The following is a 23,340-nucleotide window of genomic DNA, read 5'->3' as shown; positions in this document are numbered from 1 at the left end:
CCGCAGGGGTGGCTCAACTGCTCTCTGTTCGGCTTGTCGATGCCCATGCCGAATGGCGAGGTGGCGACCATGATCGGCACCCGGTCGGCCCCCGTTCGCCGACGACCGGCTGCGCCTGATCTGCCGGTACGACCGCGACCAGTTCGACGCTCGTCCGCGGCGATAAGGGGTGCTTGCACTCGAGTGGTCCGGGCGGCGGCACGCGGCCATGCACGAACTGCTCGATCAACGCGTCGGCCCGTTGCAGTGCGTCCGCCCCGCTGCCGCCAGACGCTCGTCGACCAAAGCAGCTAGGCGTGCCCCGACCTGCATCATGCATGGTACGACTGATGGCATATAACGTGAAGCCGACAGAACGGGCTTGCGATGACCGCCGGCAACACGAGGGACCTGCTGCGGGATCACGCCGAGCCGCAGCGTGCCACCTACGTCGAACTCTTCTTCGACGTGATCTTCGTGTTCGCGCTGACCCGGCTGTCGAACACCCTGTTCCACAACCTCACCTGGCTCGGCGCCCTGCACACCGTGATCCTGCTGGCCGCGTTCTGGTGGGTCTGGGTCTTCACCGCCTGGACCACGAACCGCCTCAACCCCGCCCAGCCGGCGATCCAGCTCGTCATCGTCCCGATCGCGTTAGGCACCCTGATCATGGCAGGCGCGGTCCCCGCGGCGTTCGGCAAGGACGGCCTGGCCTTCGCTGTCACCTACGTCGTCATCCAGATCGGCCGGGCCTTCTTCGTCACGGTCGCGCTGCGCGGGCGGGAGGTGTCGATCGGCTCGCTGCAACAGCTCATCTGGGCCTGCTTCTCGGGCGTGTTGTGGATTGCGGGCGCGTTCACCACAGGCCCGGTCCGGGTGTTGATCTGGCTGTTCGCGGCTGCCCTCGGCTACACGATGACCCAGCTGGATTTCCGGCTGCCCCGGCTCGGCCCGGCCCGGATCGCCACCCAGGCGGTCAACGCGGAGCACCTCGCCGAACGCTACCAGCAGTTCATGATCGTCGCGTTCGGCGAGGCGATCCTGGCCTCGGGCGGGCAGTTCGCCGCGTTCGGCTTCAAGCCGGATCGGGTGATCGCCCTCGTGCTGGCGTTCGCCATCACCGCGCTGTTGTGGCGGATCTACTTCTACCGGGCGGGCCTGCTCCTGCCGGCCGTGATCGCCGCGAGTGCCCGGCCGGCAGTGTTCGCCCGGTCCGCCTCGTACGCCCATCTGCTCATGGCCGGCGGCATCGTGCTCAGCTCGGTCGGCGACGAGATCATCATCAACCACCCGTTCGCCGCGCCCAACCTGGTCTGGTCCGCCGTCATCCTCTGCGGGCCGGCGATCTACCTGGCCGGCCGCGCCCGGCTCGACTACCTGTCCTTCAGCCGCGTCGCCCTGTCCCGGGTGATCGGTCTGGTCGTACTCGTCGCGCTGGCACCCGTGGTCGCGTTCCTGCCACCGATCCTGATCGCCGTGGTCGCCGTCGTCATCCTCCTCATCATCGCCACCTCGGACACCGTCTCCTGGCGTGTTCGCCCCAGCAAGCCGACTCCACCCCCGCCAGGCGGGCGGTATCGAGGCATGTGGAGATCACAGATGACAGGGTGGCTACGCCCTCGAGCAGCGGCGGCCCGCCTGGCCCGGCCGGTACGTGGCCAATCGCTGCGCGCCCAACTCCGTGAGCTCTGCACGGCATGCTTCAACGGCGGCGGCGCTCGGCAGGTCGATGCAGTACGTGGTCTGGCAGGCCGTCGTTCCGGGGTACGGTGTCCGGGGAGAACAGCCGGGACAGCCGCCGTCGGACCACGATCTCCTCGTCGTCTGGCACGGCGCGAGGCTAGGCCAGACCACGGACGGTGCTCAGGTACGCGCAGTCATCCTGTGGACGGGAGGATTCCCAGTCGATGACCACCTGCTCATGTGCCAGCTGTGCTATCCGCTATCGGTAGCCACCCGGTTCGGGCAACCACCATGTCAGTAATTTCCTCGATCGTGCGCCCATCGGTGCCGATCCGGTGGCCGATCCCGGCTCGTTCCAAAGCTTCGGCCCGGTGCACCGCCTGGTCGGCGACGCGATGGAGTGCCTGGGCGCGGAACTGCTTGCGCCGATCACCCCGCTGAAAGCGACGAGAACGACGGCTCGTCCGTAGCCACAGTCTCACCCGAAGTATTGTCCCGCCGGAGCGCCCTACATCGCCAACCGGATTGCCCATTCGCTACACGATGAGGGCGCCCCGTAACAGCTGACGTCCATCCGACGCCGTCCAGATAGGACGGCCGCGCCTCGGTCGCATCCTGCCGGACGGGACGTCGGCCCCACGATCCGTCCGGTCCAGAGGCTCGCGGGCACCGGAGACCGACATGGCCAGGAAGTCCGACGCCCGATCGGTGGGGCTGGGATGACTTTGGCCCCTTCCTTCAGGGCTCAGCTACAGCTTCGACCCCCTCACGGATCCGGCCGGGTGGAGCAGGTCGGCGCGGCGGCGGGGACGAGGACCAGGAGCTTCCGGCCGACCCCTATGGCAGACAAGAGTTTGGCGACGTTCAGGGGCACCAACCCGAACGGGTCTCAATTTACAATCCATGGGACTGATGGGAAGATTGGGACTCACGTGAAACTTCGTCTAGCGGGACAACCTGTGCAAACCGCCCGGTTGGGCCCGCTCCGACCGTTCCCCGGCGTGGGCGCCTGGCCGCCCGTGAAGCTGCCGCCGAGCTGCGCGGGAGACCTCGCGCTGAGTTTGCACCGGGGTGCACAGGGCGACCTAACCAGCGGCGCCGGCGCGCACCTGCCTTTGATCGAGGTCAGCGGGTAATTCACGAGGGGGTCCTGGGGATGGACGGTTATTTCGCCAACGCGCGTCATGAGCGGCTGCGAGAGGAGGTCAGAGCGTTCGCGGAGGCCGAAGTGCGGCCCCGGGTAGCGGAGATGGAAGCTTCCCGTGCTGTGGCGCACGAGCTTTCTCGGCTGATCGCCCGCCAGGGCTGGATCGGTGTCACGATCAGTCCCGAGTACGGCGGCATGGGCCTGGGGCATCTGGCGAAAACGATCATCATCGAGGAGCTGGCCCGGGTCAGCGGCGCGATGGGCGCGATGGTGCAGGCCTCGCAACTCGGCGTGGCCAAGATCGTCCACTTCGGCAGTGATACCCAGAAGAAGACGTGGCTACCGGCCATATCGAACGGTGATTGCTTGCCTACCATCGCGGTCACGGAGCCGGAGTCAGGTGGGCATGTCCTCGGTATGACGGCCAGCGCGGTGCGCGACGGTGACGACTACATTCTCACGGGCCGGAAGGTTTTCGTTGGCAACAGCCACGTGGGTGACCTGCACGGAGTGGTGGTGCGGACCGGGCCGGGCTCTAAGGGGCTGTCGGCGTTTCTGGTGGAGTCGGACCGTCCGGGCTTTTCCCTGGGCCCGCACCAGCCGGCCATGGGTCTGCACGGCTTCAGTTTCGGCGAGCTGAACTTCGACAACTGCCGGGTTCCCGCGGCCAACATGCTTGGCGACGAGGGCGACGGGCTGGCGGTGGCCTACTCGTCCAGCGTTCTCTACGGGCGGCCCAACCTGACGGCGGTCTCGCTGGGCATCCACCAGGCCGTCATGGAAGAGACCGTGGCGTTCGCCGCGCAGCGGCACCGCTACGGCAAGCCGCTGTACGAGCTGCCGTCGATCAAGTTGAAGGTCGGGCAGATGCAGTCGCGGCTGATGACCGCGCGGCTGGCCGCGTACCACGCGGTGCATCTGCTCGATCAGGGGCAGCCCTGCGACGCGGAGCTGATGAACGCCAAACTCGTCAATGTCGAGTATGCGTTGGACTCGGCGCGTAACGCGATGGAGATGCAGGCCGCGAGCGGTCTGTTTACCGATCGGCCGCTGGAGCGGTATGTGCGCGACGCGTACCACATCTTCGCACCGGCCGGAACGTCTGACGTGCAGATGCTCCGGCTGGGCGAGGTGGCGCTGGGGCACTCGAAGGGTCAGTGGTCGCAGCGGCTTGCCGCAGCTGTGACGGCGGCTGCGGGCTCGGGCTGATTACTGCCTGCGCCGGTCGCGCTGGTTGATCCGCTCCACCAGCTCTTGGGCGAGGGCCTTGATGGTTTCCAGTCCCGGTCGGCCCCAGGGGCGCGGTTCGGTGTCCACCACGCAGATGGTGCCGAGCGTGGCGCCGGTGTGGTCGATCAGGGGCGCCCCCAGGTAGGAGCGGATCCCGATCTCGTCGACCACCGGGTTGCCGGCGAATCTCGGGTAGTCGCAGACGTCGTCGAGCACGAGCGCTTTGCGGCGGACGACGACGTGCGGGCAGTAGCCGTGGTCGCGGTCCATCACGCGGCCCGGTTCCCCGGCCGCGCCGTCCTGCGGGTCGGCTCCCGCCTGCTCTGCGGACGGGGTGTAGAGCCCGGCGAAGTACTGGCGTTCCTCGCTGATGAAGTTGACCATCGCATACGGGGCGCCGGTGACTTGCGCGAGCTTCTTGGCGAACTCGTCGAACTCGGGGTCTGGGCTGTCCCCGATGCCGAGTTCCCGCAGCCGCTGGACGCGTTGCGGGGCGTCGCGGTCTTCGGGAGTCATCAGGGGGTGTCTGCCGATGTCGTTGGTCACGATGAGCTCCGTATCGTCAGGTTGCTGATGGTTCAGGGTTGGCGGGCGGCGTGAGTGCCCAGCAGGTGCTGGATCAGTGCGACCAGTACGGCGGTCGCGGATCGGCTCTGTCGGGCGTCGCAGAGCACGATCGGGACGTGGGGTTTGAGGTCGAGGGCGGAGCGGACCTCGTCCGGTTCGTAGCGGAAGGATCCGTCGAACTGGTTGACCGCGATGAGGAAGCCGATCTGGCGGGATTCGAAGAAGTCCACCGCGGCGAAGCAGTCCTGCAGCCGGCGGGTGTCGGCGAGGACTACCGCGCCGAGGACGCCGGTGCACAGTTCGTCCCACATGAACCAGAAGCGCTCCTGGCCGGGGGTGCCGAAGAGGTAGAGGACGTAGCGGGGGTCGATGGTGATGCGGCCGAAGTCCATCGCCACGGTGGTGGTGGACTTCTGTTCCACCCCGGTCAGGCTGTCGGTCCCGGCGCTGGCGGTGGTCAGGAGTTCCTCCGTGGTCAACGGCTCGATCTCGCTGACCGCGCCGACGAAGGTCGTTTTTCCGACGCCGAAGCCGCCGGCGATCAGGATTTTGAGCGCAGCGGGGATCAGCTCAGAGTCGCCGTCGTAGGCCATCGAGAATTGCCTCCAGGACAGAGATGTCGGTGGGATCGACGGCGGGGCCGGGTGCTCGGGCGGCCACGGCGCCGCAGCCGACGAGGTCCGACAGCAGCACCTTGGTGATGGTCGCCGGCAGCTTCATGCGCGCGGCGACCTCCGCGACTGTGGTCGGGCTGGTACACAGGTTGAGCGCGCGGGCGTGATCCGGTTCCAGGGCTGTGCGGGGCAGCCGGCCGGTGGCGGCCACCATGGACAGCAGGTCCAGTTTGATCGTTGGCAGGGTCCGCCCGTTGCTGACCGCGTACAGGGGTACGAGCCGCCCTGCCTCATCGTCGAACCAGGTTTCGTCATGCGGCTCGACCATGCTCTCACCGGGGCGTGCTCGGCACGCCTGCGGCTTGGCGTGGAGCTGTCGCCAGGTACGGCCGGACACTCTTGACCAGCTGTGACATTTCGTATCCCAGCACCCCGGCGTCTGCGCCACGGGCGGCCAGCACGGCGAGTACCGCGTTGGAGCCGGCCGCCGAGACGAAGAGCAGGGTTTCGTCGAGTTCCGCTACCACCTGTCGGACCTGTTCGTCGCCGGCGAACCGGTTGCCGGCGCTTCGGGCGAGCGAGAAGAGTCCGGAGGCGATCGCGGCCAGGTGGTCCGCGCCGTCGGAGTCCAGACCGTGTACGGCCTTTTTCAATCCGTCGGAGGACAGCAGCAACGCGCTGAGGGTGTGGGGGACTCGTTGTACCAGGCCTGCCAGCAGCCAGCCGAGGTCAGGGGCCTGGCCCGGGGCGACGTCGCTTGGCATGATGATGAGATCCTCCTGGGAGTTGTGGCGCTTGGTCAGCTGAAGCGGTCAGTTACGGTCGCGTGGGGCCGCTGTCCTCGTCAGCCGCGCTCTCCGCGCGGGTGACTCCCTGCATGAACGAGGCCACCAGGGCAGGGTCGTGTTCGACGGGCGGTTCGTCCGCGCGCGTGGCCGGGACGTTCTGCAGCTGGGGTGCCAGATGCTTCTGTGCCTGGCGCCGTGGCAGTTGCGGACGGATGTCGTGAGTCGCGGCACCAGGGCCTGCGTGGGCAGCCGGGCCGAAGGTGGGCGGCGCGGGAGCGGCAGGCGCCACCGGTGTCTGCCGCGGCTCCCACCCGCCCGGCTGGCCGAGGCTGCCAGGGCGGTCGTTGTGGCCGTTGCTGAACGTTGGCGCCTCGGTGTGAGGAGGTGGGACAGAACGCGCGGCCTGCGGGGCGGCGGCAGCGACCGCCGGTGGGGCTTGGCCGGGCAACCCCGCTGCCGTCTCCCGACGCGCCGGCTGGCTCGTCTGGTGGGCCAGCACCTGGGGTCGCGATCCGTGCTCCCGTTCCTCCCCGCCGAGCAGCGCGTGCGGCAGGACGACAACGGCCTGGATGCCGCCGTAGATGTTGTTCTGCAGTCGCACGGCGATGCCGTGCCGGCGTGCGATGGCCGACACCACGAACAGGCCGATCCGGCCGTCGCTGAGCAGCTCCGCGATGTTGACCCCTTCCGGGTCGGCGAGAACTCCGTTCACCCGGTCCTGGTCGTCCAACGCCATTCCCAGGCCGCGGTCCTCGACCTCTACCGCTAGGCCGGCGGCGACGGCGCGGGCGCGCAACATGACGTGCGTGTGTGGTGGTGAGAAGGTGGTCGCGTTCTCGACAAGCTCGGCGACCAGGTGGATGACGTCGGCGACGGCGTGGCCGCGCAGGGTGCCCTCGACCGGGGGGATGAGCTTGACCCGTGAGTACTGCTCGACCTCGGCGATCGCCGAGCGCAGCACCTCGGTCATGGCCACCGGCCTGCGCCACTGTCGGCGCGACACCGCGCCGCCGAGCACGGCGAGGTTCTCGGCGTGGCGGCGCACCCGGGTGGCGAGGTGGTCGACCTGGAAGAGGCCCTTGAGCAGGTAGGGGTCTTCGACCTCGTTCTCCAGCTCGTCGAGTAGCTGGATCTCCCGATGGACCAGGGACTGCAACCGGCGGGAGAGGTTGACAAAAATCTCGACCGGCTGGTCCGCCCGGCGGCGGGACCCCATGGCCGACGCCTGCAGGACGGCTGTTTGGGCGGCGTGGTGGGTCTGGTACAGATCGTGCTCCAGCGGCCCGAAGACGTCGTCTTCGACGGGCGGGAAGTTCGGGGCTTGCAGGGCCGGCCGCTCACCCCGGTGCATCTGCTCGAGCAGCCGGCGCACCTCCATGCGGCCCCAGGCTGCCGATGAGCGCATCGTGTCGACTCTTCGCTGGATCGAGCCGGCGAGTGCGGCCGTGCGGTTCGCCGCGACCAGCAGCACGGCGGCGCCGACGGCGGCCGCGACGCCCAGGATGGCGACAGTCGCGGCGGACGGGGAGTTGCTGGACACGGCGAGCACATACGTCACCACAGCTACCGCGAGCAGAGCCATGACAGCGGCGGGCAGTATCGAGAGCCACAGAAGGCTGGTTCGCAGCCGGCCGTCGGGCTGTGACCGCTGTGCGACGGGAGTGGCGTCTCGTCCTGCGTCACTGCGCAGCGCACGTGCATCAGGTGGGAAGAGGTCAGACATCAACACCCTCGATACCGGGAAAACTGGCCGCAACGCGTGACATAGCGGCTCACTCTACATTGCCCAGACCAAACCAGATATTAGAGAAGTTCGCTCAATCATGAGCGACCGCACCCGCACCCTCAACCCCCACCGCCACGCCGACGCACCACCGCCGGTCAATATGCTCAGGTCAGAGCCACATCTATGGCTGGATTTTTCCGCCCCCGCGTGACCGAATTTCGGTCATCCGATACGCCAACTACGGCGACACGGAGCACCAGGCGATCACGTCGTTGGCGACCGGCCACCACACGTGCAGCCAGCAGATATCGCGCTGCCGTAACGGTGGAGGGCGGGCCTGCGCTGATCCACACGAGGCGGCCGGATGCACGGCCCACCTCGCCGGCCGGGCGGGACGGCGGGCCCGCACCGATCCGCGGTCCCGTCCGGCCTCCGCCAGGTCTGACCTGCAACCGTGAACCTGAACGCTGCCGGAGGTGCCGTGACCGCTGGATCAACTGCCACACCTCGCCGACCGCCAGGAGGGTACGGGTGCCCCACGTTCGCCGGGTGACGCGAAGGTCAGTAGCGGCGGCAGGGCGAGGAGCTTTCCCATTCATCACGTGAAGGCGCTGCTCATGTGTGCCAGCACGGGAAGGCTCGTGAAGTATTCCCTTCCTCTGGCCATAGTGGTACCCGCCGGATTTGGCTGCGAGCCGAGCGATCCGGGGAAAGGTGACGATGTGTTACCGCCACTGTGTCCGTCGTGCCGTCTATTGGCTCTAGATCCGCAGCGGCTGCAGGCTCGAGTTACAGCACAAGTCTCAGATGGCTGGGCCAAACACGAACGGATCGGGGCTGTGGTCATCGGCTGCTAACGACATCTTGGTCAGCGGTTGTTGTGCGAGCTGCGAAACGCCGTCGGTCTAACGCAATTCTGGGCACCAGCCCCGCCGACGGCGGCCCTCTGCCACCCGCCTGGATGCTCTCCGACCTGCGGCACCCAGCGGCCCGTACAGCCTGGCCTGGCGCGACGCGCCCAGACCAATCCTCCGTTCACTGTGATCGGTCGACCACACTCGGTGGCGTACGGGCGTTGATCACCCGCGACGGCCAACGGTCGGAGGGGTGCGGGGGATGGCTCGACGGGGCGGGCCGACGGGAGCCGCGCCGCGTCTCGGGTTCCTGCTCGGCGGGGTCGTCGTGGCGTGGAGTGTTCACGAGGCCGCCACGGGGTCACTTACGCCGCCGACCTCCCCTTCGGCCGCATCGTGGACGCCGCCGCCAGCCTGCTCACCGGCGTCCTCCGCCCAATCTCTGGCTCGCCGGCGCCACCACCGGCACAAGGCAGGCTCGCCGAGGAAACGGCCCCCAGCATTCCGCCGAGCGGTGTCGGCCCTTACCCGGGATCTGCCGAACCCGGGCCCCGGCCGCCGAACGTGGTCACCCCACCGCCAGCCCACCCCGTCCAGTTCGGCACGCCGAAGCCCGGCAGCCTGGCCGCGGCTTGCCTCAACGTGTGCCCGCTCTGCAGGTGCCGCGAGTCCTGCCTAGTATGTTCCCCGGATGCGTCGCTGACCGGTTTGAGAGGTCGAGGTGCGCGGCCACCATCCGGAGCGGGTGCCCTCGACCCCCGGGTTCCCGTATGGCGCACAGGAAGGCCTCGTTCACCCCCAAGAACGAGGCCTTCCGCGCGTCGGCACCGGGGCAAGCTTGGGTCGAGCAGGCAGTTGTCTATCCGCGTTGTTGATGGCGTCGGATCTGCTCCTCGAGCACTGCAAGGCGCGCATGAATATCGGCCAGCTGCGCTGCCTCATGCTTAGCGCGCGAACGTGCAGGTATGCCAGACGCCGGCTGAGTCGGTCTTCGGCGTGATCCGCGACAGGCACAGGCACCTCCGCAGGCCGGCGCGATCCCCAGCGGAGCCCGGTTCGTCCTCACCCAACTGCGGCTGGGCACCGCGGTCCCGTTCACCCTCACCGCAATCGCCACCAAGTGACCTGACACCTTGCCAGATCCCGTATGCGGGGTGGTGGATACCGGCAGACCGGTGGACACCACCACGCAGTCGTCACAGCGCCCTCCGACTGTGACGGGCTGTTGCGGAGCTGGCCATTTCAGAGATGAACATCAGTAGGAGAGGAGCAAGGCGGGCAGGTAGAAAGGCTGGATCACGGTGACACGAACGCGTAGGGAATGGGGCCGGGTGGCCCTCGCCGGCACGCTCGCGCTGTTGGCGGTCCTGCCGGGGACAGCGCCCACCGTGGCGGCTGCGGCGGGCGACGGGTCGCCGTATGCCGGGGCGCTGAGGGCGAACTGTGCTGCGTATCCGGGTGGGGCGACGATCTGCTCGGCGCAGGTTCCCAGCTTTGACGGCACGCCGCTGGATGTGGATGTCACGCGGCCCATGCCCGGCACTGGTGACATCCACCCCTTGATCGTGCTGCTGCACGGCTTCGGCAACGACAAGCACGAGTGGGAATCCACCTCGGAAGTCGCTGACGGGGCGGACAAGTACCACTGGAACAGCCACTGGTTCGCCGAACACGGCTACTACGTGCTCACCTACACCGCCCGCGGCTTCCGCGACAACGGCCCGAAAGCCAGCCATCAGCCGTCGACACCGGCCGGTGCCGCGCCGACCTGCCTGCCGCCCGGCGGGTCGGCCTGCCCGCCAGCGGGCACCATCCGAGTTAAAAACAAGGACGTCGAGATCCGCGACACCCAGTGGCTCGCCGCCCTTGTGGCGCTTGCCTATCCCGACATCAACCGGAACCAGGTCGCGGTCAGCGGAGGCTCATACGGTGGCGGGGAGAGTTGGCTGCAGGCAGCCGCTCAGGCAGGCAGCGAGTATTGGAGCGACTGGCCCGGCCTGCCGCGGCTGCGTCTGCAGGTCGCCGTGCCCAAGTACCCGTGGACCGACCTCGCCTACGCGCTGATGCCCAACGGCCACCCGGGCGGACCTTCCCAAGCGCCCGCTGGTGAGCCGTACCGGGGCAGCGACCTGTACTCGTCGGCGCAGGGGGCGCCCGACAGTCTCGGCGTCGGCAACCCGATCGGCGTCGCCAAGACCAGCTACATCGGCGGGCTCTATAGCCTCGGCACCGCCAACGGTGTCTTCGACGAGGGCTCGCTGAGCCCGCAGAGCAACGGTCCGGAGCCGTTCACCGCCTGGCTGGCCAGGGTCGACGCGGGAGAGCCGTACAGCGTGCCGGGCCGCGTGGATGACCCGATCATGGGGCAGCTCAGGGCAGCGTTCAGCGGGTGGCACTCCGCCTACTACCAGCCGGGGTGGCGCATCGGACGGGATGCGGGTCGTACACCGGCGATCTTCTCCGTGTCGGGCTGGACCGATGACCTGTTTCCGCCGGTGGAGTCGTTCCGCATGTTCACCTACCTCAAGCGCCTGGACCGCGACTGGCCGGTCGATGTCGCCGTGGGCGACATCGGGCACGCCAGGGCGCAGAACCCGCCGGCCGTGTGGCAGGCGATCAACGAACAGGCGTGGAGATTCCTACAGGCGAACATCACCGGCGGCCGCCCCGCGCGCACCACGGTGTCCAGCTACCCCACGCGGTGCGTGGGCGCGGCGACCGCCGCGGATGCGATCAGCGCGGGCAGCCCGGAGGGCCTCGCCAAGGGAACCCTCATCGTCGACTACAACGGTTCGGTGCTCCTGCCGCCCACCTCGGGCGCCACCGATCCGGACGCAGCCGTCACCGATGCCGTCGCCGGCGGCACCATCACCTCCACCAGTGCCGGCTGCCGCACGTCCGCCCGGCTGATCACCTCTCCGAGCGATGGCTACACCGGGATTTCGCAGCCGCTGCCGACGGGGCAGACGCTCATCGGGATCGGTCGCGCTCAAGCCCGGTACGCCGCCATGCCGGGCGCCACCACTGCGGTGCTGGCCGCACGGGTGTGGGACGTGTCCCCTGACGGCGTTGCGGTGCTGGTCAGTCGCGGCGCTTACCGGTTCGACTTCACCGGGTACGACCCCCGCAGCGGCGTAATCCAGGTGCCGTTGTACGGCAACCATTGGACGTTCCCCGCCGGGCACCGAATCCGACTGGACCTTGCTCAGGTTGACCAGCCGACGTACCGGCCACCGAACCCGGCGGTGACCGCGGCGCTGGACCTGTCCGCCACCCGGCTCGTGCTGCCGGTCCGGGCGCAAGCCGACACCGCCATCCGTTGACGGCCGCGCCTACCCCTACAAAAAGCCCATCCAGAGCACTAGCGCCGCTGCCTCGAGTAGACGGCACCCGGGGCGGCCGGCAGCCGTATCAGACAATCGACGATCAGGGCGAATACCGCGTGCCGGGCGGCCATGTGGTCGGCGATCAGGCCCCTCCAGTCGTCTGGCTGCGAGTGCTTGAGCAAATGGATGCGCCCCGCCTGAATGGGCGGGGCGCATGAACGGTGTCAGCGGACGTGTGGGCGGCACCGGCGTGGTGCCATCTGCCGCGTCTGGCCAGCCACGGGTAGCGGGTGGTCCGGCAGCTCGGCGGCCACCTCGATCCGCGGTGACCGGTTCGCTGGCAGGTGTGCCCGGTCAGCGATCACGACCACGTCGACCTCCCCGTCGATCATCGTCTGCTCGAGGGTTTCCCATGGCGTCCGGACGACCCCCGCCAACCGGTAGCCCCGCCGGCATGTGTGGTAGAAGCAGGCTGAAAGGGCGGGCTCCAGCGGCTTGATGCCGGCGGGGACCCAAATGACAGCTATCTCCATGACCTCTCCTGATCAACGTCGCCTATCTGGATGAGTGATCAGGAGGCGCCGCGGCGGCGGAGGGGTACGTTCCACGGGCCGGTTCACGGCGCGGGCGTCCAGGGCAGCCGCGGGTGCGCCTCGGCACAGCGGTGGCGTGGACAGCGGTGAGTCGGCTGTGGCCCAGGGCCCCGATAGGTCGACACGGGCGACGCTGGCTACGGCGGGCGCGGACGCCGGCACCAGCCACAGCGACGGCAGCCACGGTGCAGGGCCCGCAGGAGGGCCTGCCGGCGGCGCATCGGCGGCTACGGCCGCCGGCGACCGCTGCCGTGCGGCAGTTGGGGCCGGGCTGGCCGGTGGAGAGGCGGCCGCGGGTGTCCTCGGTCGCGACAGCGGCATTCGCGTCGGGATGGGTGAAGGTGCAGGGGCCGATATCGCTGGGGTGGGGGCCGGCCGAGCGACGGGCGTCGCCGGGCCGGTTGGCGTGACGGCCGGCGGCTTAACGGACGGCAGGTCCAGCCCGCTGGCCGGCGATGTCTTGATCACCTGTGGTAGCAGCGTTTCGGCGATCTGCGGCCGTACGGTGGCGTGCACCAGGGGAACATTTGGCAGCGGGGCCGGGTCGGCGTGGGCGGCGTCAGCGACAAGGGGCGCCCCTGCCGCCGCCACGCCGAGCGTCATCGCCCAAAGCCATCGTCTCACCTGAAGAATTCTCTCGTGAATGCATGAGGGTGATCTAGGGGTACGAGGCGCAACTCGCCACGCATCAACCCTTCCTGCCCGGCCCCCAACTGATCGCCGCGGAGATGCCCTCTGCCGCCCGGTCACGGCCACATGCCGAGCCGACCCTTGGCACTGCCTGTTGCCTCCGGCAGTCATGACCGGCTCAGGCCAGCTGGATCGGGCGAAATGCCGCGTCTACCACGACGCGACGCGCCCGACTCCCACGAGCGTCAGCCTGTGATCGGTCGACCACATTAGGTAGAGTGCGGGCGTTGATCGTCGGCTATGGCCGAGGGTGGGAGAGGTGCCGGGATGACTCGACGAGGCGGCCGGTGGACGCGGGTCGCGCTGCGCCTCGGGCTCCTGCTCGGCGGGGTCGTCGTGGCGTGGGGCGCCCACGAGGCCGCCACCACCGGGGCCGCCCACGCCGCCGACCGGCCGCCGTCCGCCCCGGTGGACACAGCCGTCGACCTGCTCACCGGTATCCTCCGCCCGATCCTCGACACGACGGCATCACCACCGGTACCGGGGTTGCCGGCCGATGAGGCGGCTCCCGGCGCCCCTCCGGCCGGAGCCATCCCCCGACCGGCACCAGCCCGGCCCGCAACCTGGCCGGCGAACCAGGTCACCCCACCGCCGGCCGGCCCGGTCCAGATCGGTACGTCAAAGCCCGCCGTCGGCGTCGGCCGCCCGGCCACTCGGCCGGGTGGCGGGGAAGTGCTGGCGCCGGTGGCTGGGGTTCTCCGTCCAGTCACGGAGCCGGTCCGGTCCGGGGTACTCACCCCGGTGGCCGACGCGCTGCGCCCGGTCACCGACCCGGTGCGGGCCGGCGTGGTCGCTCCGGTAGCAGACGCCCTCACCCCGGTAACCCAGCCGCTCTCCCCGATCCTGTCCCCCGTTTTGCGGGAGCTGGAACCGGTACTCAAGCCGTTGGATCCCGTCCTCGAGCCCCTCGAACCGGTGACGGACCTTCTGGACCCGCCCACCAGCCTGCCGGCCGAGCCACCACCCGCGGCGACGCCCCCGACCGGCCCGGTCGGCGACCCGCTGCCGTGCGCTGGCCTGGGCTGCAGCGGGCCTGCCACCGGATCGGTCACGGCACCGGCCAGGCTTGCCTCGATGCCCGCCCTCAGCAGCATCCCGACGGACAGGCACAGCACACCGCAGCTTTCGTCCCTGCCGAGCCTCGCCGAGTCGGACGGGCCGTACCCGGTGCGGCCGGACGCGGATTCCGCGCCCGCCACGCCTACCCCCGGCACCAGTGGATCCGGCTCGTCCGGCGCCGTCCCCGGGAACCCGGCCGACACGCCGACGTCGGTGTGTACGCCGCCCAGCCTGGCGGGGCACCGCTGCCACCCGACCGGCGGCGACGCTCTCCCGTCCCGCTCGCCCCGCCCGGGGACCCGGCCCGCCTGACCGGCGGGCCGTTTGCGTACCGTCCCCGCGGCACCGACGGCTTCTGCGCACCCGTATGCCCTGGCGGCCCTAGTGGCCCGCGCCGGTCCCGCGACGACGCCGGCAATCTTCCCCGACTTTCCCCAAGCACGATGGTGACCAGGAGTTACCCATGAACATGACCATGCCCGTCGTCCGAGCCCGCTGGTGCGACATCGACCGAATCACCGAACTCGTCACCGAAGCCCTCTCCCCCACCGACCTCGGCGCCTGGCTCGTCCCCGACGAGCAACACAGGCCCACCGTTCTCGCCGCCGTGACCCGGATCTGGATCGAACACGCGCTGCTCTTCGGCGACGCGTTCCTGCTCCCAGACCGGTCGGCCGCGACCGTCTGGTTCCACCGCTACCGGCCCATCCCACCCCCAGCCCGCTACACGGACCGGCTCGCCGACGCCTGCGGCGTACACCAGGAACGGTTCCTCCAGTTCGACCAAGCCCTTGCCGCGCGGCGCCCCAGCGAGCCGCACAACCACCTGGCGCTGCTCGCCGCGCCCGGCCCCGGGGGTCCAGGCCGCGCCGCGGCGGTCCTCGCCGGAGCGCAACGCTGGATGGACACACTCAGCCTGCCCACCTACGCCGAGGTGTTCACCGACGCTGACCGTGACCTGTTCCAGCGGCACGGCTACACCCACCGGAACGCCTTCCCCATCGGGGGCGACACCACCACACACGCGATGTGGCGGCTGCCGCCGTTCTGGACCGGCCGATCCAGCCGCAACACCCGCTCACCCATGCGGCGTCCCCTCGTCCTCGCCCACAACAACCCATCAAGCCGGTGGGCTCTGCACTGATCCACCCGGCCTGGCCGGGGCGGCCCCCGCCGCCCCGGCCAGCGGGGAGCATCACCAGCAGGCAACCCGGCACAAGGACCAGCAGATGAGCCCGATCACCGCGACCCATCGGAGCAGGGCGGCGAGCCCGCGCTCACGTCGCCGCGCGGCATGGTGTGCAAGCTGACTGCCGAGCAAAGACGCCTGCCGACGCCGCCGGCGCGGTCGCCGGCCCTCGGCACGGCTGCGGAGTGACACCTGGTCGCACTGGCCGGCTGGCTCGACCGTCTACTCGATCGGTTACCGGTGGCCGTATTCACCTGCACGGTGATGGAATCGCGGTCAGGGCGACCCCTCCCCGTGGCCGCCCTAGCCAGCTCGTAGCCGCGGGGTGCCTGCTGGTCAAGCCATCCTCCGGCCCTGCCTCACGCGAGCGGTTGCGGCCCGCCCAGCACGCTCGTCACCTGGCCGCGGGACACCTCGACTGCCGCTGGCAAGCCCCAAGTCCGGCACCTATTCTCAGTGGTGCAGCCATAGGCGGGGTCCCAGATCTCGTTTCTGGGACCACGGCCCCGGCTCTCACCCACCAGACGGCACCAGGCGTCACCGGCTTGTCGTGTGGCTGCCTGCTGGGTAGCGCAGCCGCGAGCCGTCCGTACGCGTGTGTGCGGCATTCTGCTCACGCCAGGCCCCTTCGGCACCGGCATGTCAAGCGTTCGCGGCTCTCGCTCAGCCTTGCCCGTGAGGAGTAGCGCGGCAAACTCCATGATGGAAATGGTGGCCGACTGGCCCAGTGCTGCCGCCGTCCGCAGGATTCCGCCCGACTGATCCGGCGAAGCGAACAAGCCGACGGTTCATGTCAACTCCGCTGGTACCGGGCTACACAGGAAGCATGCACCTTTTGAGACGGCTAGTCCGCACCGGAGCACCCTCCGGCGGACGTGTCGACGTCAACCGATGCCAGCTGTGCGACAGCAAGATCGACGAACGCCCAGCATGCGCTCTGATTCCTGACACGACCGGCTCTGATGCTCTCCCGGGACTCCACGGTCGGCGACTGGTTGTTGGGTGCAGCGGCGCGCACCTGGCCGCTCTACTCGCCAAGCACGGCCCAGCGCCCCGCTGACCGGCCGTCCTGGTTAGACCTGGCTCTCCTCGTCCCGGTCACGCTGCGCGTGAACCGCCCCCGGTTCTTGTAGAGACTCCACAGAACCCGGGCCCGCACCGAAGTGGTCTCCCGGCTGCATCACCTGCTCCTGGAGTTGGTGCCCGGCGGCGCGAAGAAGGACCTGTCCGCCCAACAGGCCCGCGCCCTGCTGGCCAGCGTGCGCCCGCGTGACGTGGTCGGCAAGACCCGCCGGCGGCTGGCCTCCGAGCTGATCGGCGAACTCGTCGTCATCGACAAGAAGATCCAAACCGCGAAACAGGAACTCACCGACCTGGTCAACAGCACCGGCAGCCGGCTGATGGACCTGACCGGCATCGGACCCTCCGGTGCGGCCCGCCTGCTCGGCGACATCGCAGACATCGCCCGGTTCGCCAGCCGCGGCCACTTCGCCTCGTGGAACGGCACCGCACCGATCGACGCCTCGTCCGGCGACCAGAACCGGCACCGGCTCTCCAGAGCCGGGAACCGGCGCATCAACCGAGCCCTGCACATCATGGCCATCGTCCAACTACGCCACGACACCGAAGGACGCCGCTACTACCGACGCAGACTGGCCGCGGGCAAAACCCCGATGGAGGCCCTACGGGCACTGAAACGACGCCTGTCCGACATCGTCTACCGGCAGATGGTCGCCGACGCGAAGCCGGTCAGGACGGGCCCGGGAGGACACGCGGGGGCGACTCTGCAATCCAGCGCGGCCGACCCAAACCCCAAGATCGACACTTCGGAAAAGTCACTTCCCGGACCCGCCACACCCCAGCCTAGAACAACCCTCGCCGCCGCCTCTTGATGACACAGAGGGGTGCCAGATCCGTTCGTTCCGACCTGAGCGCGGCAGGCCCTGTCAGCGGTCCGCAAAGCACTCGTCAGCTGGGCACGGGCTGTTCATGGTAGAGCGGCTGGTCCTGGGTGGGGTCGGCGGGGACCACGTCGAGGCGTGGGTCGGTGGTGAGTTGGGTGATCAGTACCCGGGTGCCGCCGATCCCGGCCCAGTGCGGATCGACGTCCTTGGCCACGCACCAGGCGTGATCAGCGGGCCAGGTGAACGCCGGCTCGGCGTTGCTGAGGCGACGCTGGCCCGGCCACCCTGCAGCGGTGTCCCATGTGCCGACGTCGGCTAACGGCCCTCGAAACAACCAGTATGCACGGTTGGGCACCACAACCTTGGGTGCCTGCGGCATCGAGGGCGGGGCAGCGGGTGTGGGCGCCAGTCCCGGCTGGCCGCCGGACCGATCAAGCGGGGCGGCGGTGTGCTCTTCGTCGATGTACACGGGGTCGTCGTCGGCTGCGACGTCGGCGTCGCCGAAGCCTTCCCAGACGCAGAAGTAGCAGTCTTCGGGGGTCGTGGTATGGGTGGCCAGCACCTCGAAAAGAGTGGGCAGCTGGTCCGTGGGCCAGTCTGCGGGGGCGTCGTTCTCGCTTTGGCCGGGGCGTGCCGGATCGGGCAGAAACCGAAGCCGCGCGTAGGCGTCGAAGCCCGCAGGGCCGAGGCCCACAAGCTGCTGCCACGGCAGGTCGCTGTGGGCGATCCAGTCGGCGGCCGACAGTTCCCGACAAAAGTTGAGTGTCACGTTCCGGTTCTACCGCCAAGCCCCGTACCGGCGAATCTGCCACGCCACCCCGACGGGTCAGATAAGGAGTGAACTGCCGCCCAAGGGCAAGGCAGAAGCGCCTCACCCAAGATCATCGCAACCGCGCGGACCTGGTTCACTCCGCCGCCAACACCTACGCGGAACTCCGCGCCGAGATGGACGGCGAACTGAAGAACCTCAAGCTCTACTGGGAAGGCAGCGCCTCGCAAGCCTTCAGCCAGTACGCCGACCGCGCGTCGGCCTATCTCACACAGCTCGAAGCCCAGACACGCTGGCTGGCTGAACCGCCCCGGGTTCTGTGGAGTCTCTACAAGATCCGGGGCGGTTCACATCCTCTAGATCGACTTCGGCATAGGTCCGATGTTCTCGGCCAGCAGCTGGCCGACCCGCTCTGCGTCTGGGGCACCCAATTCATCGAAAATCTGTAGCGCCACTCGCCACGACCGGATTGCTTCGTGCGCGTCGTCGTGCGCCAGCGCGTTGGCCCCGGCGTTCACGAGTGTCTGCGCTGCCAGATAGCGCTCACCATTCCAGCGGAACAGGAATTCCGACCGGCGGAAGCAGCCGGCGGCATAGGCGTGGTTGCCAAGTTGGGTGTAGATGTATCCCAGGCTGTCCCAGCAACAGGCCCGGCCGTGCTCGTCGTCGAGCTTCTCGAAAATCGCGAGTGCTCGTTCGCAGCAGTCGAGGGCCTGCCGGTACTGCCCTCGCAGCGCGTAGATCCAGCCCAGGTCGCTAAGCGTCAAGGCCATACCGCCGCGGTGCCCGGCGGACTCGAACATCGCGAGGCTGGCGACCGTGTGACGTCGCGCCTCGGTGTGCCGGTGCCGCGACTGCGCCACAAGGCCGAGGGTGTTCAGGGCGCGGGCCTGCCCGATGAGATCGCCGGCCCGGCGATCAATCTCAAGCGAGCGACGCAGGTGCGCTTCGGCCTCGTCGTACCGGCGCAACCGCACCAGCGCGCGGGACAGGCCACGGTGGGACAGTGCCCGGAACGCCGGATCACCGAGCCTGGCCGCGGCGGCGAGCGCGGTCTCGGAAAGGCGAAGCTGGTCGGGCCAGTACCCATTCCGCTGCAGGTAAGTAGCCAGGGCGGCCGCCAGCAGGCACGCCGACATGTCCTGTCTCACCTGGTATGCGTACCGAACGGCGCGCAGCAGTACGGCCCGGTTTGCATCCAACCAGGCTCCTGCCGCCTCGGCGGTGCTCAGCGACACCGGCAGCGCGCCCGGCTGCGCCGGTGCGGATGGCGGTAGCTCGCGGTCGGGTTCGAGCAGAAGAGCGGCAGCACGAGCAGTCTGGACGTAGTAGTCGAGCAGCCGCCTTTCAGCCGCCCGCCGGTGCTCCGGTGGGTTGGTGTTCAGCAGTTCCTCGGCGTAGCTGCGGAGCAGGTCGTGCTGGACGTACCTACCCGGGGCATGCTCGGAGACGAGATGCCGGCACGCCAGGTTGGCCAATGCCTCCCGGGCTTCGGGGACCGGCATGCCGGCGAGGCTCGCGGCGTCCGGCACGGCGACGTCCGGCCCCGGGTGCGCTGCGAGCAGTCGGAACAGCCGCGCATGCACGGGCTGCAGCAGCCGATACGACCAGGAGAAAACGACTCGGACGTTGGCCCCCGGATACCCCGCGTCCAGGGCGTCGAGGGGCGCGGCCGTATCCAGCTCGGCTGCCAGGTGCGCTAGCGACAACTGCTGTCTGCAGGCGGCCCGTGCCGCCGCGATGGCCAACGCAAGGGGTAAGCCGGCGCAAGCGGAGACGATGTCACGGACAGCGCCGGGAGCGGCCTCGCATCGAGCACCGAGCCGGGTCCGTAGCAGGGCCTGCGCGTCAGGCTCGGATAGCGGCCCCAGGCCGAGTGGATGGGCGGCGGCAACAACCAGCAGACCCGCGAGTTGATCTCGGCTAGTTATCAGTGTCACGCAGCCGGGGGCTCCGGGTAGCAGCAGACGTACCTGGTCGACGTCCCGCGCGTTGTCCAGGACGACAAGCACCCGGCGCCTGGCCAGCAGGCTGCGGTACAGGGCGGCCTGCGCCACCACCCCTTGCGGAACATGGTCGGCTGGAACACCCAACGCCTGCAGGAATCCCTGCAACGCGGTGCCGGGCTCGATCGCTGTGCCCGGCGGGCCGAAGCCGCCGAGGTCCACGTACAACTGGCCGCCGTCGAACCGCTCGGCGACCCGATGCGCCCAGTGCACCACGAGACTCGTCTTGCCGACGCCCGCGGTCCCGGTGACGGTCACCACCGGCGCCGTCGCGGCGTCCAGTGCGGCGAGCGCGGCGGTGCGGCCGGCGAAGCCCTTGATATCGGCGGGCAGTTGCGCCGGCACCGGCACCCGGGCGACCGGGTGGCGGTGCAGCTGCGTGTGCACGCCGACCAGCACCTCGTGGCGGCGCCGCCAGTCCGCCACATCCGTGTCGGTGCCCCCGCACGCACGAATCAGCGGCCGCACCAGTGTGTCGAAATCAGGCGGGCGTTTGATCTCGCCATTGAGGATCGCGTAGAGCTGCGTCCTGCTGATCCTGATTTCGCGTGCCACGCTGGGCAGGTTCCGCCCGGACGCCTGCCAGCACCGGCGCAGATCGGCGCAGAACGCGGCCACCGGGCTGATGTCCCCCGAGACATCCACGGCCACCACTGTATCCGGTGTCGTCCGGCCCGGACGCCGGGAGCGGCTTGCGTGACCAGCGTGGAGGCGTGGGCGTTCCGGAATCTGTCGGGATCAGACAGCCGGTGCCGAGAGACCGGATCTACTGACCTGGCGCCTGGCGGGAGGAGTCACGCGGTGTCCCGACGCAATCATCGGCTGGCCGACGCCGCGCCGGCCCGGCTCTCCGGCGTAGCACGGCGTCGCACTCAGCACGTGCTCGCGGATGCGGTCGCAGCCGCCACTGCGGCACCTGCCGCGCTCGGCGTCGTCGGTCCCCAGCCCCAGGCTTACTCGGGAGGAACCTCTTGCAGCAGAGACGTTGGAGAAGGATGTTCAGCGGCGCGGAGCTGACCTACGCCACCTCGGCAGGCAGGCCGCGCGGGTTGTCGCGGGCGGTGGCCGTGCTCACCGCCATGCTCGTCGCCAGCACCTTCACGATCTTCGTCGCTGCCGGGCCGGCTGCGGCGAAGGGCGCTCCGGGGATCCCGGGCGCCTACTACCCGAGCTACACCTACAAGGGTGTCCAGATGACGCTCAGCCGGCCGTACGTCTGGCTCGACAAGGGCACCACCTGGACCTATGGCGACGGCACGCGGCTGAAGACCTGGTCGGTGTCGTTCTACGACAACAAGCCGATGATCAGGAACTTCGGGACCGGTCGAATGAACTTCTTCACCGGCCTGACCGGTTGGGAGTTCGGCGTTCAGCTCGTGCTCCAGCCGGACTCGAACCTTGTGGTGTATACGGAGGACAGTCGCGCGGTCTGGGCGACCGGGATCCGTTGCAACAACGCCGCCGGTCAGGGTTCAGTCCTAGCGTTGCAGAACGACGGGAACATGGTCGTCTACTGCACGTCCGGCTGGGGATATCCGCAGATTGTCAGTGTAGCCTGGGCGAGCGGCATCACCTGAGGCGTGTCCTCCTGAGCGCGGTCTCCCGCCACACGCCAAACGTGGCAACCTGGCCTGTGGACCGACAGCGGAAGTCGCGTTCGCCACCGCCGTCGGCGAGGCCGTGGCGGCGTCAAAGCCAGTCGAAGCTGCGCCCACGCAGGGCGCTGCGCGTGGATCTCGGGGTCGAGGGCCGGTGGTCAGCCGTCCTTCGGCCCCTTTTTCGCACTGGCAGGCGGCCTGGAGTCGAACGAGAGCGGAATGGTGGCGGGCCCCCGCTGCGCGGCGCGGCACGGACACGGGCCGGCCCCCACCCCCACAGTGCCTGTTCACGTCAAGATCCTCGGCGCTCTCCATGACGCCGAACAACACCCTGGCCGATACGTCGAGGCTGGCGGTGGCCAGCACGCATCGGTCGTCCTCGACGGCGGGCGCGGGCAGGTTCGGCACGTCGGCCGACGTCATAGGCCTTGGTGAAGCGGGTCGGTGACCTGACCCCGCTCGGCCAGCTCCTGCTGCTTCCGGTTGGCTTCGTTGGTGCAGACAGGCCGGCCGCCACCAGCAAGCAATGCTCAAGACCTGTGGATCGGCCGGGAGGGGCGTACCTTCCCGCTGATCGATTCGTGTAGGTCTCGAGCATGGCCGACGCTGGCGCGTCGAAGGCACGCCCGGGTTGGCTGTGGTCGCTGAGGATGGGCAGCGGCGTGATGGTATCTAGCTGCTGGACGAGGACGTTCGTGAGGGGGCGCGGCAGATGTTGCCCATTGCGCCTGCGCTGCCGAACCCGAGGAGGCCGGGCATGACCGACATCGCTGGACAGCAGCGCCGGCCCGCGTACACCGTGAACGTCGCCGCCGCCGCGGCCGCACTGGGACTGCTGGCCTTCGCCGCCGACTCGGTCGACGGTGTTGCCGGCCACGTGATGGTCGCGCTGACCTCGAGCGGATTCGCCTGGGGGCTGGCCGCCGTCCTGGCCGGCCGGCACGCGGATACCATGCGGCGGGCCGTCACGGGCGCCACCGGCGTGCTGGTCCTGGCCACCGTGTTGTACTACCTACTCATCCTGCTGGTTAGCCGCCGGTGGAGCGGTGCCACCTTGGCGGACGGCAGTTCGGCCAATATGGCCGGACTGCGCTCCGTCGCGGTAATGACTGCGGTGTGGCTGGCCGGGTCGCTGCTCGCCGGCCCGCTGCTCGGACTGCTCGGTTACGCAGTACGCGCCAACACCACCCGCCGCGCCGCCCTCGCCGCCGGTATCGCGTGCGGGCTGCTATCCGCCGAGGGCTGGCACGCGATCGTGCAGGCGCCGCCTTGGCGCCTGCTCGCCCTTGGTGATCCATTCTTCTACGGCGTCGCGTTCGGGGAGATCGTGCGAGTGGTGCTGCCGCTGGCTGCTCTGGGGTGGCTGGTCGCGGCACACCGTCTCGGCCGGGCCTGGCCGATGCTGCTCGCCTCCACCGCCGCAGCCGCCACGGCTGGCACCCTGCTGTGGTACGCCCTGGGGCTGGTCCAGGGTGCTTGAATTGCAGCGCGCTCCGGCCGGTACGGCTGTGGAAATCGACCACGACGAGGCCCTAGAGCTGCTGAAGGCCGCAGCCCGATAGCCTTCCACGACGTCGTCACCCTGTTACCCGCCGCAACCGCTGACGCGGTCGACGCT

General features: G+C 69.2%; 16 protein-coding genes. 8 read left to right on the top strand and 8 right to left on the bottom strand.

Going from position 1 to position 23,340, the window contains the following annotated elements:
- Positions 1-366: 366 nt before the first annotated feature.
- Positions 367-1,890 carry a low temperature requirement protein A gene (locus ACFYML_RS22270; RefSeq protein ID WP_387422472.1) on the top strand — a complete coding sequence of 508 codons (1,524 nt, stop codon included), beginning with the start codon at positions 367-369 and terminating at the stop codon, positions 1,888-1,890.
- 928 nt (positions 1,891-2,818) lie between these two features.
- Positions 2,819-4,018: an acyl-CoA dehydrogenase family protein gene (locus tag ACFYML_RS22265; protein ID WP_387422471.1), complete on the top strand. Its 1,200-nt coding sequence runs from the start codon at positions 2,819-2,821 to the stop codon at positions 4,016-4,018.
- Here the strand turns inward: ACFYML_RS22265 and ACFYML_RS22260 are convergent, their stop codons facing one another.
- The 5 genes from ACFYML_RS22260 to ACFYML_RS22240 are packed head-to-tail and all read right to left on the bottom strand — an operon-like array spanning position 4,019 to position 7,590.
- Complete coding sequence (locus ACFYML_RS22260; protein ID WP_387422470.1) at positions 4,019-4,585, bottom strand: GAF domain-containing protein; 567 nt, start codon at positions 4,583-4,585, stop codon at positions 4,019-4,021.
- A 32-nt stretch (positions 4,586-4,617) separates the two neighbouring features.
- The gene (locus ACFYML_RS22255; protein WP_387422469.1) at positions 4,618-5,199 is read right to left on the bottom strand and encodes an ATP/GTP-binding protein; all 582 of its coding nucleotides are present in this window, start codon (positions 5,197-5,199) and stop codon (positions 4,618-4,620) included.
- Positions 5,177-5,548, bottom strand: a complete 372-nt coding sequence (locus ACFYML_RS22250) for a DUF742 domain-containing protein (protein WP_387422467.1) — start codon at positions 5,546-5,548, stop codon at positions 5,177-5,179. Before ACFYML_RS22250 ends, ACFYML_RS22255 begins: the two co-directional genes overlap by 23 nt.
- Before the next feature lie 4 nt (positions 5,549-5,552).
- A complete protein-coding gene (locus ACFYML_RS22245) occupies positions 5,553-5,984 on the bottom strand; it encodes a roadblock/LC7 domain-containing protein (protein WP_387422466.1) in 432 nt (143 codons plus the stop codon).
- 52 nt (positions 5,985-6,036) lie between these two features.
- Positions 6,037-7,590 (bottom strand): sensor histidine kinase, encoded by a 1,554-nt coding sequence (locus tag ACFYML_RS22240; protein WP_387422465.1) that lies wholly within the window; start codon positions 7,588-7,590, stop codon positions 6,037-6,039.
- Positions 7,591-9,919: 2,329 nt separating this feature from the next.
- Between ACFYML_RS22240 and ACFYML_RS22235 the strand changes: the two genes are divergently transcribed.
- On the top strand, positions 9,920-11,911 hold the full coding sequence (locus tag ACFYML_RS22235; protein WP_387422464.1) for a CocE/NonD family hydrolase C-terminal non-catalytic domain-containing protein: 1,992 nt from the start codon (positions 9,920-9,922) through the stop codon (positions 11,909-11,911).
- Positions 11,912-12,138: 227 nt separating this feature from the next.
- Here ACFYML_RS22235 and ACFYML_RS22230 read toward each other — a convergent pair whose 3' ends face one another.
- Entirely contained in the window at positions 12,139-12,447 is a 309-nt protein-coding gene (locus tag ACFYML_RS22230) for a hypothetical protein (protein WP_387422463.1), read from the bottom strand.
- A 1,017-nt stretch (positions 12,448-13,464) separates the two neighbouring features.
- Between ACFYML_RS22230 and ACFYML_RS22225 the strand changes: the two genes are divergently transcribed.
- The 3 genes from ACFYML_RS22225 to ACFYML_RS22215 all read left to right on the top strand — a co-directional run bounded on the left by ACFYML_RS22225 (position 13,465) and on the right by ACFYML_RS22215 (position 17,337).
- On the top strand, positions 13,465-14,568 hold the full coding sequence (locus ACFYML_RS22225) for a hypothetical protein (protein ID WP_387422462.1): 1,104 nt from the start codon (positions 13,465-13,467) through the stop codon (positions 14,566-14,568).
- 151 nt (positions 14,569-14,719) lie between these two features.
- Positions 14,720-15,400: a hypothetical protein gene (locus tag ACFYML_RS22220; protein ID WP_387422461.1), complete on the top strand. Its 681-nt coding sequence runs from the start codon at positions 14,720-14,722 to the stop codon at positions 15,398-15,400.
- Positions 15,401-16,608: 1,208 nt separating this feature from the next.
- A complete protein-coding gene (locus ACFYML_RS22215; protein WP_387422460.1) occupies positions 16,609-17,337 on the top strand; it encodes a transposase in 729 nt (242 codons plus the stop codon).
- Between the two features lie 76 nt (positions 17,338-17,413).
- Here ACFYML_RS22215 and ACFYML_RS22210 read toward each other — a convergent pair whose 3' ends face one another.
- Together ACFYML_RS22210 and ACFYML_RS22205 are read right to left on the bottom strand one after the other, a co-directional pair.
- A complete protein-coding gene (locus tag ACFYML_RS22210) occupies positions 17,414-18,118 on the bottom strand; it encodes a hypothetical protein (RefSeq protein ID WP_387422459.1) in 705 nt (234 codons plus the stop codon).
- 356 nt (positions 18,119-18,474) lie between these two features.
- Positions 18,475-20,769 (bottom strand): tetratricopeptide repeat protein, encoded by a 2,295-nt coding sequence (locus tag ACFYML_RS22205; protein ID WP_387422458.1) that lies wholly within the window; start codon positions 20,767-20,769, stop codon positions 18,475-18,477.
- 350 nt (positions 20,770-21,119) lie between these two features.
- Here ACFYML_RS22205 and ACFYML_RS22200 point away from each other — a divergent pair, with 350 nt between their 5' ends.
- Together ACFYML_RS22200 and ACFYML_RS22195 are read left to right on the top strand one after the other, a co-directional pair.
- The gene (locus tag ACFYML_RS22200) at positions 21,120-21,701 is read left to right on the top strand and encodes a hypothetical protein (RefSeq protein WP_387422457.1); all 582 of its coding nucleotides are present in this window, start codon (positions 21,120-21,122) and stop codon (positions 21,699-21,701) included.
- A gap of 778 nt (positions 21,702-22,479) precedes the next feature.
- Positions 22,480-23,202 (top strand): hypothetical protein, encoded by a 723-nt coding sequence (locus ACFYML_RS22195; RefSeq protein WP_387422456.1) that lies wholly within the window; start codon positions 22,480-22,482, stop codon positions 23,200-23,202.
- Positions 23,203-23,340: the final 138 nt, after the last annotated feature.

Origin of the sequence: Micromonospora sp. NPDC007230, assembly GCF_042869115.1 — a bacterium.
Lineage (GTDB): Bacteria > Actinomycetota > Actinomycetes > Mycobacteriales > Micromonosporaceae > Micromonospora.
This window is presented reverse-complemented; position numbering and strand designations above follow the sequence as displayed.